Genomic DNA, 14,290 nt, shown 5'->3' with positions numbered 1-14,290 from the left:
ACGCTGACAACGAAGCGAGGATGGTGGGTCGACTAGCTGCCTGACAGCCTGCAATGGTTTTCTTCCAGCACGGAGATCGCGAGCCGTCGCCGGTAGGTTGTGGCTCGCATACGCTCATCCTGTCCACACCTGTGTATAACTATGTGGACAGTTGCTTTGTCGCCAAGCGTGGTTGTACTTCGACCCGGGATGCTCGAGAACCAGGGGGATGCGTCGTTGACCGATGACCCCGGTTCAAGTTTCACCACCGTGTGGAACGCGGTCGTGTCCGAGCTCAACGGGGAATCCACCCCGGACGGGGTAGCCGCCAACCGCACCACGCTCATCGCTCCCCTCACCCCTCAGCAACGGGCCTGGCTGAATCTCGTCCAACCACTGACCATCGTCGAGGGGTTCGCCCTGCTCTCGGTGCCCAGTAGCTTCGTCCAGAACGAGATCGAACGTCATCTGCGCGCACCCATCACCGACGCCCTCAGCCGGCGGCTCGGGCAGCAGATCCAGCTCGGGGTGCGCATCGCACCGCCCGACGACGACGCCGACGATGTCGTCCTTCCGCAAGCCGAGCAGTTCGGACAATCCGAACCGCCGTTTGCCGATGACGACGCCGACGAGAACGGCGAGGCCGTCGACAGCGCGTCGCAGAGTTGGCCGAACTACTTCACCGAGCGTCCGCACCCCACCGACCCGGCCGTCGCCGGCGGCACCAGCCTCAACCGGCGGTACACCTTCGACACCTTCGTCATCGGTGCCTCCAACCGCTTCGCGCACGCCGCGGCCCTGGCCATCGCCGAAGCGCCGGCGCGCGCCTACAACCCGCTGTTCATCTGGGGCGAGTCGGGGCTGGGCAAGACCCACCTGCTGCACGCCGCCGGCAATTACGCGCAGCGACTGTTCCCCGGCATGCGCGTCAAGTACGTCTCCACCGAGGAATTCACCAACGACTTCATCAACTCCCTGCGCGACGACCGCAAGGTCGCGTTCAAGCGCAGCTACCGCGACGTCGACGTCCTGCTGGTCGATGACATTCAGTTCATCGAGGGCAAGGAAGGTATCCAGGAGGAGTTCTTCCATACCTTCAACACACTGCACAACGCCAACAAGCAGATCGTCATCTCGTCGGACCGGCCCCCCAAACAGCTCGCCACCCTCGAAGACCGCCTGCGGACCCGGTTCGAGTGGGGCCTGATCACCGACGTCCAGCCGCCAGAACTCGAAACCCGCATCGCCATCCTGCGCAAGAAAGCACAGATGGAGCGGCTGGCCGTCCCCGATGACGTCCTGGAACTCATCGCCAGCAGCATCGAACGCAACATCCGCGAACTCGAGGGTGCCCTCATCCGGGTCACCGCGTTCGCCTCGTTGAACAAGACCCCGATCGACAAGGCCCTCGCCGAGATCGTGCTGCGCGACCTGATCGCCGACGCCAGCACGATGCAGATCAGCGCGGCGACCATCATGGCTGCCACCGCGGAATACTTCGACACCACCGTCGAAGAACTACGCGGGCCCGGCAAGACCCGCGCGCTCGCGCAGTCCCGCCAGATCGCCATGTATCTGTGCCGCGAGCTCACCGATCTGTCATTGCCCAAGATCGGGCAGGCATTCGGGCGGGACCACACCACGGTCATGTATGCCCAACGCAAGATCCTGTCCGAGATGGCCGAGCGACGTGAGGTCTTCGATCACGTCAAAGAGCTCACCACTCGCATCCGCCAGCGCTCCAAGCGCTGAATCCTGGGCGTCCGTCAGCCCTCGCGCGCAAGCAATTTCAAAAAACTTCTCCCACGGCTGTCACACCCGCCACACCAAGAGATTGTGCGCAGCACTGTGCACAACACCGTCAAACAGCCGTGTACTAACCCTCGCCGCGTTCACAACCACGCTTCGTCCCCAGCGGCCCAACACCACGCGCACAGTTGTCCACGCCGCGATCCACAGCCCGATCCCTGTCCTAGCTGCGTCGAACCGGCGTTGTCCCCAGGATGCACAGGCCTTATTACTAGTACTGAGATCTCTTCGTCGTTTCTTCTTTGAAATACAGCGCTGGGGACTCCCGGTGGAACGCGCACGGCTGATCCGCCGGTAACCCGCCTTGTCGGCCTTCGCGATTAGCTTTCAAGTTGGCGTCGGACGATCTACGGTTGTTCTTCGACTGCCGTTGCGGTCGCCGTTGGCACGAAGTGCCGGTGGCGTTCGTGGCGGAGCCCCGTGCTAGCGGGGAGAGGCTAGCCACTGAACTTTTTAATCGCTCGGTAGGTGAAGGGACGCTATGGACGCGGCGACGACTAGAGCTGGCCTCAGCGACTTGAAGTTTCGTTTGGTGCGGGAGTCTTTCGCCGATGCGGTGTCGTGGGTGGCGAAGAATCTGCCGACCCGGCCGGCGGTGCCGGTGCTGTCAGGAGTGCTGTTATCCGGGTCCGACGAGGGCCTGACAATCTCGGGATTCGATTACGAAGTTTCCGCAGAAGCGCAGGTTGCTGCTGAAATAGCTTCTCCCGGAAGCGTTTTGGTGTCGGGAAGGTTGTTGTCCGACATCACCCGGGCGTTGCCGAACAAGCCCGTCGACTTCTACGTCGACGGGAATCGGGTCGCGCTGAACTGCGGAAGCGCCAGATTCTCGCTGCCGACCATGGCCGTCGAGGATTACCCGACGTTGCCGGGGTTACCGGACGAGACCGGCACACTGCCGGCCGACGTCTTCGCGGAGGCGATCAGTCAGGTGGCCATCGCGGCCGGCCGGGATGACACGCTGCCGATGTTGACCGGGATTCGCGTCGAGATCTCGGGTAACACCGTGGTTTTGGCGGCGACCGACCGGTTCCGCCTGGCGGTGCGCGAGCTGACCTGGTCGGCATCGTCACCCGACATCGAAGCCGCCGTGCTGGTGCCGGCGAAAACGTTGGCCGAGGCGGCCAGGGCAGGCGCCGACGGTTCCGAGGTTCGGTTGTCGTTGGGCGCCGGCAGCGGGGTCGGCAAGGACGGCCTGCTTGGCATCAGCGGGAACGGCAAGCGCAGCACCACCCGGCTCCTCGATGCGGAGTTCCCGAAGTTCCGCCAACTGTTGCCCGCCGAGCACACGGCGGTGGCGACCATCAACGTGGCCGAGCTGACCGAGGCGATCAAGCTGGTGGCGTTGGTGGCCGATCGGGGCGCCCAGGTGCGGATGGAGTTCTCCGAGGGCTCGCTGCGGCTGTCCGCGGGGGCCGACGATGTGGGCCGGGCCGAGGAAGACCTTGCCGTCGATTTCGTCGGCGAACCGTTGACGATTGCGTTCAACCCGACCTACCTGACCGACGGGCTGGCCGCGGTGCATTCGGAGCGGGTGTCGTTTGGCTTCACGACCCCGGGCAAGCCGGCGTTGCTGCGGCCGGCCTCGGGCGATGACAGTTCGCCAACCGGAAACGGACCCTTTGCAGCGCTGCCGACGGATTATGTCTACCTGTTGATGCCAGTTCGGTTGCCCGGATAGGTGTACGTCCGGCATTTGGGACTGCGTGATTTCCGGTCCTGGGCGCACGCCGACCTCGAGTTGGAGCCGGGCCGGACGGTATTCGTCGGTTCGAACGGGTTTGGTAAGACCAATCTTGTTGAGGCGCTGTGGTTTTCGACGACATTGGGGTCGCACCGCGTGGGCACCGATGCGCCGCTGATCAGGGCGGGTGCCGACCGGGCGGTGATTTCGACGATCGTGGTCAACGAGGGCAGGGAATGCGCCATCGACCTCGAGATCGCGGCGGGGCGCGCGAACAAGGCACGGTTGAATCGGTCACCGGTGCGCAGCACGCGCGAGGTGATCGGGGTGTTGCGCGCCGTCCTGTTTGCCCCGGAGGACTTGGCGTTGGTGCGGGGGGACCCGGCGGACCGGCGGCGCTACCTCGATGACCTGGCGACGGTGCGGCGCCCGACGGTCGCCGGGGTCCGCGCGGATTACGAGAAGGTTCTGCGGCAACGCACGGCGTTGCTCAAATCCGCCTCCGGGATTCGGCACCGCGGTGACCGCGGCGCCCTGGACACCCTCGATGTGTGGGACAGCCGGTTGGCCGAATACGGCGCCGAGTTGATGGCCGCGCGGATCGACCTGGTGAACGAGTTGGCGCCCGAGGTGGAGAAGGCTTACCAGCTGCTGGCACCGGCATCGCGGCCGGCGACAATCGCTTACCGCACCAGCCTTGGCGCACAGGCATCGACCGACGCGCGCGGTGGTGACCGCGCATTCCTCGAGGCCGCGCTGCTGGCGGCGTTGGCGGAACGCCGTGACGCGGAGCTCGACCGTGGGATGTGTCTGGTCGGCCCGCATCGCGACGATCTAGAGCTGTGGTTGGGTGATCAACCCGCGAAAGGGTTTGCCAGCCATGGGGAATCGTGGTCTTTCGCGGTGGCGTTGCGGCTGGCCGCGTACGAGCTGCTGCGCGCTGATGGGACCGAACCGGTGCTCTTGCTCGACGACGTGTTCGCCGAACTGGATACGGCCCGGCGCCGGGCCTTGGCGACGGTAGCGGAATCGGCGGAGCAGGTGTTGGTCACGGCGGCGGTGGTCGAAGACATCCCGGCGGGTTGGGCCGCCACGCAGGTGAACATCGAATTGCGCGACGACGACCTGGGCCGGGTCTCGGCGGTGCGGTCATGACCGGCAGCGACGAGCAAGATTCAGCCGGCGCAGCGGATGCGGGCCTGTTGCGCGGCATGGACATGGTCCGGCGCACCCTCGAGGAGGCCCGCGCCGCGGCCCGTGCGCAGGGAAAGGACGCCGGACGGGGCCGCTCGATACCACCGGCTACCCGCCGTGTGGCGGGGCAGCGGCGAAGCTGGTCGGGCCCGGGGCCCGACGCGCGCGATCCCCAGCCGTTGGGCAGGTTGGCGCGCGACTTGGCCAAGAAGCGCGGTTGGTCGACGCAGGTGGCCGAAGGCACGGTACTCGGCAACTGGTCGTCGGTGGTGGGCGCGCAGATCGCCGACCATGCGACGCCAACCGCGTTGAGCGATGGTGTGCTGAGCGTGGCAGCGGAATCGACGGCGTGGGCCACCCAGTTGCGGATGATCCAGTCGCAGCTGTTGGCCAAGATCGCCGCCGCCGTCGGCAACGGGGTGGTGACGTCGCTGAAGATCACCGGGCCGGCGGCGCCGTCGTGGCGCAAGGGGCCGCGCCACATCGCCGGAAGGGGTCCGCGCGACACCTACGGCTAGCGCCCGGACCGGCGCCGACCATCCCCAGACGAGCGTTCCCCGACAGGCCGCTCAAAGCCGCTAGGACGACACGGAGCACCTTGATGCACGTCGGGACGCGGCGGGAATAGAGAAATCGCCCGCACGGCGCGGTTAGCTGGGTAGAAACGCGCCCAGAAAATCGGTACGGACGGCCCATCACGGTAGACTGGCCACATGCGACTGACGCGGTGACCGAACCGCCCGCATGAAACCCCAAGGAGAGCATTCCGACCGTGGCTGCCCAGAAGAAGAAGGCGCAAGACGAATACGGCGCGTCAGCGATCACCGTGCTCGAAGGGCTGGAGGCGGTCCGCAAACGCCCCGGCATGTACATCGGGTCCACGGGTGAGCGTGGGCTGCACCACCTCATCTGGGAGGTGGTCGACAACTCGGTGGACGAGGCGATGGCCGGCTACGCCACCCGGGTGGACGTGCGGCTCCTCGACGACGGCAGCGTGGAGGTGGCCGACGACGGCCGCGGCATTCCGGTGGCGATGCATGCCACCGGCGCCCCCACCGTCGACGTGGTGATGACCCAGCTGCACGCCGGCGGCAAGTTCGGTGGCGAGAACAGCGGCTACACGGTCAGCGGCGGGTTGCACGGCGTCGGCGTCTCGGTGGTCAACGCGCTCTCCACCCGACTCGAAGTCAACATCAAGCGCGACGGGCACGAGTGGTTTCAGTACTACGACCGCGCCGTGCCCGGCACGCTCAAGCAAGGCGAGGCGACCAAGAAGACCGGCACCACCATCAGGTTCTGGGCGGACTCGGAGATCTTCGAAACCACCCAGTACGACTTCGAGACCGTGGCGCGCCGCCTCCAGGAGATGGCATTCCTGAATAAAGGCCTCACGATCAACCTCACCGACGAGCGAGTAGAGCAGGACGAGGTCGTCGACGAGGTCGTCAGCGACACCGCCGAGGCGCCCAAATCCGCCCAGGAGAAGGCCGCGGAATCGACTGCGCCCCATAAGGTCAAGCACCGCACGTTCCACTACCCCGGCGGCCTGGTCGACTTCGTCAAGCACATCAACCGCACCAAGAGCCCGATCCAGCAGAGCGTCATCGATTTCGACGGAAAGGGCACGGGCCACGAGGTTGAGATCGCCATGCAGTGGAACGGCGGCTACTCGGAATCGGTCCACACCTTCGCCAACACCATCAACACCCACGAGGGGGGTACGCACGAGGAGGGCTTCCGTAGCGCGCTGACCTCGGTGGTGAACAAGTACGCCAAAGACAAGAAGCTCCTGAAGGAGAAGGACGCCAACCTGACCGGCGACGACATCCGGGAAGGCCTGGCGGCGGTCATCTCGGTCAAGGTCGCCGAGCCCCAGTTCGAGGGCCAGACCAAGACGAAACTGGGCAACACCGAGGTCAAGTCGTTCGTGCAGAGGGTGTGCAACGAGCAGCTGACGCATTGGTTCGAGGCGAACCCCTCTGAGGCGAAAACCGTTGTGAACAAGGCGGTGTCGTCGGCGCAGGCGCGGATCGCCGCGCGCAAGGCGCGGGAGCTGGTGCGCCGCAAGAGCGCCACAGACCTTGGCGGGCTGCCCGGGAAGCTGGCCGACTGCCGCTCTACCGACCCGAGGAAATCGGAACTCTATGTGGTGGAGGGCGATTCGGCCGGCGGCTCGGCGAAGAGCGGTCGCGACTCGATGTTCCAGGCGATCCTTCCGTTGCGCGGCAAGATCATCAACGTGGAAAAGGCCCGCATCGACCGCGTGCTGAAGAACACCGAAGTCCAGGCGATCATCACCGCGCTGGGTACCGGCATTCACGACGAATTCGACATCACCAAGTTGCGCTACCACAAGATCGTGCTGATGGCCGACGCCGACGTGGACGGCCAGCACATCTCGACGCTGCTGTTGACGCTGCTGTTCCGGTTCATGCGGCCACTGATCGAGAACGGGCACGTGTTCTTGGCGCAGCCGCCGCTGTACAAGTTGAAGTGGCAGCGCACCGATCCCGAGTTCGCCTACTCCGACCGTGAACGTGACGGCCTGCTCGAGGCGGGGCTGAAGTCCGGCAAGAAGATCAACAAAGAGGACGGCATCCAGCGCTACAAGGGTCTGGGTGAGATGGACGCAAAAGAGTTGTGGGAGACCACGATGGACCCGTCGGTGCGGGTGCTGCGCCAAGTCACGCTGGACGACGCCGCGTCGGCCGACGAGTTGTTCTCCATCCTCATGGGCGAAGACGTCGACGCGCGCCGCAGCTTCATCACCCGCAACGCCAAGGACGTTCGCTTCCTGGATGTCTGACGCATTCGTCGGGCACGCCAACCCACAAAGGGGAATAGATGACTGACACCACGCTGCCGCCCGGCGACGAGGCCGGCGACCGCATCGAACCCGTTGACATTCAGCAGGAGATGCAGCGCAGCTACATCGATTACGCGATGAGCGTGATCGTCGGGCGCGCACTGCCGGAGGTACGCGACGGCCTCAAGCCGGTACACCGCCGCGTGCTGTACGCGATGTACGACTCGGGATTCCGGCCCGATCGCAGCCACGCTAAGTCGGCGCGCTCGGTCGCCGAGACGATGGGTAACTACCATCCGCACGGCGATGCGTCGATCTACGACACCTTGGTGCGCATGGCGCAGCCATGGTCGTTGCGGTATCCCCTCGTCGACGGACAGGGCAACTTCGGCTCGCCCGGCAACGACCCGCCGGCCGCGATGCGGTACACCGAAGCGCGGCTGACCCCGCTGGCGATGGAGATGCTGCGTGAAATCGACGAGGAGACAGTCGATTTCATCCCGAACTACGACGGTCGGGTGCAGGAACCGACGGTGTTGCCCAGTCGGTTCCCCAACCTGCTGGCCAACGGCTCCGGCGGCATCGCGGTCGGCATGGCGACCAACATCCCGCCCCACAATCTGCGGGAGCTCGCCGAGGCAGTGTTCTGGTGCCTGGAGAACCACGAGGCCGATGAGGAGGCCACCCTGGCCGCGTGCATGGAACGCGTCAAGGGCCCGGACTTCCCCACCGCCGGGCTGATCGTCGGAACCACGGGCATCGCCGACGCCTACAAGACCGGCCGCGGGTCGATCCGGATGCGCGGCGTCGTGGAGGTCGAAGAGGCAAGGGGCCGAACCTCTTTGGTGATCACCGAGTTGCCCTACCAGGTCAACCATGACAACTTCATCACCTCCATCGCCGAGCAGGTTCGCGACGGCCGGCTCGCCGGCATCTCCAACGTGGAGGACCAGGGCAGCGACCGCGTCGGCGTGCGCATCGTCGTCGAGATCAAGCGCGACGCCGTCGCCAAGGTGGTGCTGAACAACCTCTACAAGCACACCCAACTGCAGACCAGCTTCGGCGCCAACATGCTGGCGATCGTCGACGGGGTGCCGCGCACCCTGCGGCTCGACCAGATGATTCGCCACTACGTGGCGCACCAACTCGACGTCATCGTCCGGCGCACCACCTACCGGCTGCGCAAGGCCAACGAACGCGCCCACATCCTGCGCGGTCTGGTCAAGGCGCTCGACGCGCTCGACGAGGTCATCGCGTTGATCCGGGCGTCGGAAACCGTCGACATCGCCCGGGCCGGCCTGATCGAGCTGCTCGACATCGACGACATCCAGGCCCAGGCGATCCTGGACATGCAGTTGCGTCGCCTGGCGGCCCTCGAGCGCCAGCGCATCGTCGACGACCTGGCCAAGATCGAGGCCGAGATCGCGGACCTGGAAGACATTTTGGCCAAGCCCGAGCGCCAGCGCGCCATTGTGCGCGACGAGCTCGCCGAGATCGTCGAGAAGCACGGCGACGACCGGCGTACCCGGATCGTCGCGGCCGACGGCGAGGTCAGTGACGAGGATCTGATCGCCCGCGAGGACGTCGTCGTCACCATCACCGAGACCGGCTACGCCAAGCGCACCAAGACCGACCTGTACCGCAGCCAGAAACGCGGCGGCAAGGGCGTGCAGGGCGCCGGCCTCAAGCAGGACGACATCGTGCGGCACTTCTTCGTCAGCTCCACGCACGACTGGATCCTGTTCTTCACCACGCAGGGCCGGGTTTATCGCGCCAAGGCGTACGAATTGCCGGAGGCGTCGCGCACGGCGCGCGGTCAGCACGTCGCCAACCTGCTGGCCTTCCAGCCGGAGGAGCGCATCGCCCAGGTGATCCAGATCCGCAGTTATGAGGACGCCCCATATCTGGTGCTGGCCACCCGCAACGGCCTGGTCAAGAAGACCAAGCTGACCGACTTCGACTCCAACCGGTCGGGCGGCATCGTGGCGATCAACCTGCGTGACAACGACGAGCTCGTCGGCGCGGTGCTGTGCTCCTCGGATGAGGACCTGCTGCTGGTGTCGGCCAACGGTCAATCCATCCGGTTCTCGGCGACCGATGAGGCGCTGCGCCCGATGGGACGCGCCACCTCCGGCGTGCAGGGCATGCGGTTCAACACCGACGATTACCTGTTGTCGCTCAACGTGGTTCGCGAGGGGACCTACCTGTTGGTGGCCACGTCGGGTGGTTACGCCAAGCGCACCGCGATCGAGGAGTATCCGGTGCAGGGCCGCGGCGGCAAGGGCGTGCTGACCGTGATGTACGACCGGCGGCGCGGCAAGCTGGTGGGCGCGCTGATCGTCGACGACGACAGCGAGCTCTACGCGATCACCTCCGGGGGCGGCGTTATCCGCACCGACGCGCGCCAGGTGCGCAAGGCGGGACGACAGACCAAGGGCGTGCGCCTGATGAACCTGGGCGAGGACAACACGCTGCTGGCCATCGCGCGCAACGCCGAGGAAAACGCGGACGAGGTCGTCGAGGAAGCGGAAGGCGCCGCGGGCTCGGATGGCTAGCCGGGAACAATCCGGGGGGTTCGGGGAACAGCCGGGCAATTAGACTCGGCCCGACCAGACAAAATGCGACTGCCATAGCCCCGAGGCCGTGGCAGGAGATGTAAGGAGTCGGGGTGACCTCACCGAACGAGCCGGGCGCCCCCAAAAAGGGCGACGGCCTTAATGGGGACGGTTCTGCCGAGCGCGCCGGTGTACACCGCGCGACGCCTCCCGCACAGTCCGGCCGCGCTCCGGACGCCGGGGACGCACCGCCCTGGCAGCGCGGCGGGCCCAGGCCGCCGCAGGCACCGCAGCGCCAGACCGAGCCGCCCACCGAGGCGCGGCCGTCGGGGCCGCCCGGCGGTGTCGAGGCCCGGCTCAACCGCTTCATCTCCGGCACCGCGGCACCGGGCGCCGGTGCTCCCCCACCGGCGAAGAACCCGTCGCACGACACCGAAGCGCCTGCGCCGCGCGGCGACGGGCCGCCCGCGGAGGCCTACGCCAGTGAATTGCCCGACCTGTCCGGCCCGATGCCGCGGGCCCCGCAGCGCAAAACGACGCCCGACCGCTCGGCGGAGGCGTCCGGCGCGCCGGATTCCGGCCGGTCGCCGGCCTCGGAGAGCCGGGAGGGCCGCGAAGCCCGGGACACTCGGACCCAGGTGTCCCGGCGGCCGCGCGGCCCGGTGCGGGCGAGCATGCAGATCCGCCGGATCGACCCGTGGAGCACGCTGAAGGTCTCCTTGCTGCTCTCGGTCGCGCTGTTCTTCGTCTGGATGATCGCCGTCGCGTTCCTCTACCTCGTGCTCGGGGGCATGGGCGTGTGGTCGAAGCTGAACAGCAACGTCGGCGACCTGTTGAACAACACCAGCGGCAGCAGCGGGGAGCTCGTCTCCAGCGGCACCATCTTTGGCGGCGCCGTGTTGATCGGCTTGGTCAACATCGTGTTGTTGACCGCGATGGCCACCATCGCCGCGTTCGTCTACAACCTGACCACCGATCTGATCGGCGGCATCGAAGTGACGTTGGCGGACCGCGACTAGCGTTTTTGGGGGTGCGGCGGCGATTGCGGTAATCTCGTCGCTCGGCCGTACCGCGAGTACGGGCCTATAGCTCAGGCGGTTAGAGCGCTTCGCTGATAACGAAGAGGTCGGAGGTTCGAGTCCTCCTAGGCCCACAACCATGTGCCCATCGAGACGTTGCGTGAGACTCGCCCTGCCAATCACACTGATCGCGGTGGTGGTGGCGGTGGCGCGCTACCGACGCGGGGTCGAGGTCTGGCACGTGGCGGTGGACGACACATCCGGTCAGCCACCCGATCACGTCGAGGGGCCTTAGCTCAGTTGGTAGAGCACCGCCTTTGCAAGGCGGGTGTCAGGGGTTCGATTCCCCTAGGCTCCACAAATCATGGCCGCGGCTGAACGTCGACGCTGGGGGGCCGCGACTGCGGCTCCTGCGGCTTCGCCCGCACCGAGCGCCGCACCACGCTGAACGCGACGGCGCCGCCGGCAAGGACCGCGACAACGACTCCGGTGATCACCCACGGGCGCTTGCCCCGCCGCTGTCCCCGACGCGCGTCCTGAAGCGCCTGAGGCAGCCCCGCCACCACCTCCTGGGCGGCAGCCAACTCCTGAGCCAGGGTCTCCTGGGCGGCGGCGAGCTCCCTGGCCAGGCGCCCCTCTTGATATTTGCGGCGAATCTGCGCTGCGGTCGACTGCGCCGACTGGACACCGAGGCCGACGGCTCCCCGTGTGACGTCCACCGGTCCCAAGGTCGAATAGGTCAGCCCGCGAGTCAGTCGCTCCCGCGGGGTCAGCCGGGATTCCGCCTTCGCCCTCATCTGTCGCCTTTCTGTGCCTGCTGAACAGACTGCCAGCATAGGGACCTCGGCGGAACCGTTATGTGCGCGCCGCGTTTTCGGCCGTGGCTTGGGTTGAGCGGCACCGGGTGCGGGCATGCGGATGGGTAGTGGCAGACTCTCATGCCGTGACCAACAGCCCCTTTCAGACCGCTACCGCCACACTCCACACCAACCGCGGCGACATCAAAGTCGCCCTGTTCGGAAACCACGCGCCCAAGACAGTCGCGAACTTCGTTGGCCTGGCGCAGGGCACCAAGGAGTACTCGACCCAGAACGCATCGGGCGGGTCGTCTGGTCCGTTCTACGACGGCGCGGTGTTTCACCGGGTGATCCAGGGCTTCATGATCCAGGGCGGCGACCCGACCGGAACGGGCCGCGGCGGCCCGGGCTACAAGTTCGCCGACGAGTTCCACCCCGAACTGCAATTCGACAAGCCGTACCTGCTGGCGATGGCGAACGCGGGCCCGGGCACCAACGGCTCCCAGTTCTTCATCACGGTAGGCAAGACTCCCCACCTGAACCGGCGGCACACGATCTTCGGCGAAGTGACGGACCCGGAGTCGCAGCGGGTGGTCGAGGCCATCGCGACGACGGCCACCGACAGCAACGACCGCCCCACCGAGCCGGTCGTCATCGAGTCGATCACCATCTCGTAGGCCCGGGCCGGCGCCGGTCCGGTCAGCGCGCGTGGCCTCCCGCGTAACCGGCGGCGGTCAGCGCGTCGAGCACCTCCAGCGGGTCCGTCCCGAGGTCCCACCGCGAGAAGAGCACCAGCGCGTCGTCGGCCGTCTCGACCTCGAGCAACCGGACCTTGCGTCCGTAGCGGCGGAACTCGGTGATCCGAATGATCTTGATGTCGGGGGGCCGCAATACCTGCGTTCGGAACCATCCCCGAAGCACCAGCCCGTCGGCCGTAATTGCCAGCTTCGGCCGCGCGCGCCACGTCGCGCCCGCAAACAAGATCAGACCCACCGCGGCAATCCCCGCCAAAATGCGGCCCGGAGCGTCTGTGACCACGGTCACAGCGGCGATAGCCATCAAGACACCGGCGGCCCCACAACCAGCGATTCCCGCCGTGCGAGGCTCCCATTGTGTTTGCTGCACGGGCCCTTCAGCCCCTCCCACCACTGCCGATGGAGTTATCCACAGACGCTATCAACAGTGGGGATAAATCACACGCGTGTGATTGGGTGGCAGGAATGTTGCTGACGCAGTAACGAAGCAACTCAAAAATGAATTCATTCCGGCGCCGGTTGCGCTCAGTGCCACCGCATGGTCAGCAACAAACCGGTGATCATGAAAGCGAACGCGATGGCGTAGTTCCACGGCCCCAGTTGCGCCATCCAGTTGAGGGCGGCCGGCGCCTGGGTGCCGACGGCGGCCAACTGGAACACCATCAGCCAGACCAGACCGATCAGCATGAGGCCGACGAACAGGGCCACGAACCACACGCTCGACGGCCCGACCTTCACCTTCACCGGCGTGCGGCTGACCGAGCTGACGGCGAAGTCGTTCTTCTTGCGGACCTTGGACTTGGGCATGATTACCTCAACAAGACGGTGAGCGGGACGGGGTGCAACGATGAAGACCGCAGCTGCACGCACAGCTTGGCTACGAGACTAACTCACCGGACGCGGCGACCAGGAAATTGGAGACCGGATGAGCGACGGACGCCCGTCAGCGTGGCGCTTCGGCGTCCCGGTGGTGTGCCTGTTGGCCGGGCTGCTGCTCGCCGCCACGCACGGGGTGTCCGGCGGCGCGGAGATCCGGCGCAGCGATGCCCCACGGCTGGTGGATCTGGTCCGGGAGGCGCAGTCGTCGGTGAATCATCTCAACGCCCAGCGCGACGAGCTCTCCGGCAAGATCGACGCCGCGCACGGACGGTCCTCGGATCGGGCGTTGTCGGCGATGTTGCGACGCTCCGCCGAGCTGGCCGCCGACGCGGACATGAACCCGGTGCACGGGCCGGGGCTGGTGGTCACCCTGGAGGACGCGTCACGGGACGCCAACGGGCGGTTCCCGCGGGACGCCTCCCCCGACGATCTCGTGGTGCACCAGCAAGACATCGAGGCCGTCCTCAACGCGATGTGGAGCGCCGGGGCCGAGGCGATCCAGATGCAGGACCAGCGCATCATCGCCACCTCGGTGCCCCGCTGCGTGGGCAACACGCTGCTGCTCAACGGCCGCACCTACAGCCCGCCCTACACCATCACCGCGATTGGCAACGCGGCCGCCATGCAGGCCGCCCTGGCCGCCGCTCCCCTGGTCACCCTGTACCGGCAATACGTGGTCCGGTTCGGGCTCGGCTACCGCGAAGAGGTCAAGCCCGACGTGCAGGTCGTCGGCCACACCGAGCCGGACCGGCTGCATTTCGCGCAGCCCATGGGAACCATCGGCTACTGAATTCGGGCGGACGGTAACCTGGC

Annotated in this window: 12 protein-coding genes and 2 tRNA genes; 11 read left to right on the top strand and 3 right to left on the bottom strand. The window is 66.5% G+C overall.

The genetic code is table 11. From position 1 onward, the window contains the following. The first annotated feature begins 216 nt into the window (after window positions 1–216). The 9 genes from dnaA (at window position 217) to G6N37_RS19920 (ending at window position 11,404) form a co-directional block, all read left to right on the top strand. On the top strand, window positions 217–1,731 hold the full coding sequence (gene dnaA, locus G6N37_RS19960) for a chromosomal replication initiator protein DnaA (RefSeq protein ID WP_163685288.1): 1,515 nt from the start codon (window positions 217–219) through the stop codon (window positions 1,729–1,731). A 538-nt stretch (window positions 1,732–2,269) separates the two neighbouring features. Then, window positions 2,270–3,469 (top strand): DNA polymerase III subunit beta, encoded by a 1,200-nt coding sequence (gene dnaN, locus G6N37_RS19955; RefSeq protein ID WP_163683064.1) that lies wholly within the window; start codon window positions 2,270–2,272, stop codon window positions 3,467–3,469. After that, window positions 3,470–4,627, top strand: a complete 1,158-nt coding sequence (gene recF, locus G6N37_RS19950; RefSeq protein ID WP_163683062.1) for a DNA replication/repair protein RecF — start codon at window positions 3,470–3,472, stop codon at window positions 4,625–4,627. It abuts the gene before it with no gap. Further along, window positions 4,624–5,184 (top strand): DUF721 family protein, encoded by a 561-nt coding sequence (locus tag G6N37_RS19945; protein WP_163683060.1) that lies wholly within the window; start codon window positions 4,624–4,626, stop codon window positions 5,182–5,184. The genes recF and G6N37_RS19945 overlap by 4 nt, the downstream gene beginning before the upstream one ends. A gap of 254 nt (window positions 5,185–5,438) precedes the next feature. Continuing rightward, window positions 5,439–7,472: a DNA topoisomerase (ATP-hydrolyzing) subunit B gene (gyrB, locus tag G6N37_RS19940; protein ID WP_163683058.1), complete on the top strand. Its 2,034-nt coding sequence runs from the start codon at window positions 5,439–5,441 to the stop codon at window positions 7,470–7,472. A 38-nt stretch (window positions 7,473–7,510) separates the two neighbouring features. Further along, the gene (gene gyrA, locus G6N37_RS19935) at window positions 7,511–10,027 is read left to right on the top strand and encodes a DNA gyrase subunit A (RefSeq protein ID WP_163683056.1); all 2,517 of its coding nucleotides are present in this window, start codon (window positions 7,511–7,513) and stop codon (window positions 10,025–10,027) included. Between the two features lie 113 nt (window positions 10,028–10,140). Continuing rightward, window positions 10,141–11,046, top strand: a complete 906-nt coding sequence (locus G6N37_RS19930; protein WP_163683055.1) for a DUF3566 domain-containing protein — start codon at window positions 10,141–10,143, stop codon at window positions 11,044–11,046. Window positions 11,047–11,106: 60 nt separating this feature from the next. Then, window positions 11,107–11,180: transfer RNA gene (locus G6N37_RS19925), tRNA-Ile, on the top strand. A 151-nt stretch (window positions 11,181–11,331) separates the two neighbouring features. Next, window positions 11,332–11,404, top strand: a tRNA-Ala gene (locus tag G6N37_RS19920). 4 nt (window positions 11,405–11,408) lie between these two features. Here G6N37_RS19920 and cwsA read toward each other — a convergent pair. Then, on the bottom strand, window positions 11,409–11,843 hold the full coding sequence (gene cwsA, locus G6N37_RS19915; protein ID WP_163683053.1) for a cell wall synthesis protein CwsA: 435 nt from the start codon (window positions 11,841–11,843) through the stop codon (window positions 11,409–11,411). A 128-nt stretch (window positions 11,844–11,971) separates the two neighbouring features. Between cwsA and G6N37_RS19910 the strand changes: the two genes are divergently transcribed. Beyond that, on the top strand, window positions 11,972–12,520 hold the full coding sequence (locus G6N37_RS19910) for a peptidylprolyl isomerase (protein ID WP_163683051.1): 549 nt from the start codon (window positions 11,972–11,974) through the stop codon (window positions 12,518–12,520). Between the two features lie 22 nt (window positions 12,521–12,542). On the opposite strand, the gene G6N37_RS19905 is transcribed toward G6N37_RS19910, so the two are convergent. Together G6N37_RS19905 and crgA are read right to left on the bottom strand one after the other, a co-directional pair. After that, window positions 12,543–12,968 (bottom strand): PH domain-containing protein, encoded by a 426-nt coding sequence (locus tag G6N37_RS19905; RefSeq protein ID WP_163683049.1) that lies wholly within the window; start codon window positions 12,966–12,968, stop codon window positions 12,543–12,545. 155 nt (window positions 12,969–13,123) lie between these two features. Then, window positions 13,124–13,405, bottom strand: coding sequence for a cell division protein CrgA (gene crgA / locus G6N37_RS19900; RefSeq protein ID WP_163683047.1), 282 nt, complete (start codon window positions 13,403–13,405; stop codon window positions 13,124–13,126). Window positions 13,406–13,523: 118 nt separating this feature from the next. Here crgA and G6N37_RS19895 point away from each other — a divergent pair, with 118 nt between their 5' ends. Beyond that, window positions 13,524–14,267: a DUF881 domain-containing protein gene (locus G6N37_RS19895; RefSeq protein ID WP_163683045.1), complete on the top strand. Its 744-nt coding sequence runs from the start codon at window positions 13,524–13,526 to the stop codon at window positions 14,265–14,267. Window positions 14,268–14,290: the final 23 nt, after the last annotated feature.

The organism is Mycobacterium seoulense (assembly GCF_010731595.1).
Classification (GTDB): domain Bacteria; phylum Actinomycetota; class Actinomycetes; order Mycobacteriales; family Mycobacteriaceae; genus Mycobacterium; species Mycobacterium seoulense.
This window is presented reverse-complemented; position numbering and strand designations above follow the sequence as displayed.

Coding starts and splice junctions, on each gene's coding strand:
- dnaN (WP_163683064.1), top strand. CDS start 2,270: ATGGACGCGGCGACGACTAGAGCTGGCCTCAGCGACTTGAAGTTTCGT.
- G6N37_RS19945 (WP_163683060.1), top strand. CDS start 4,624: ATGACCGGCAGCGACGAGCAAGATTCAGCCGGCGCAGCGGATGCGGGC.
- gyrA (WP_163683056.1), top strand. CDS start 7,511: ATGACTGACACCACGCTGCCGCCCGGCGACGAGGCCGGCGACCGCATC.
- cwsA (WP_163683053.1), bottom strand. CDS start 11,843: ATGAGGGCGAAGGCGGAATCCCGGCTGACCCCGCGGGAGCGACTGACT.
- crgA (WP_163683047.1), bottom strand. CDS start 13,405: ATGCCCAAGTCCAAGGTCCGCAAGAAGAACGACTTCGCCGTCAGCTCG.
- G6N37_RS19895 (WP_163683045.1), top strand. CDS start 13,524: ATGAGCGACGGACGCCCGTCAGCGTGGCGCTTCGGCGTCCCGGTGGTG.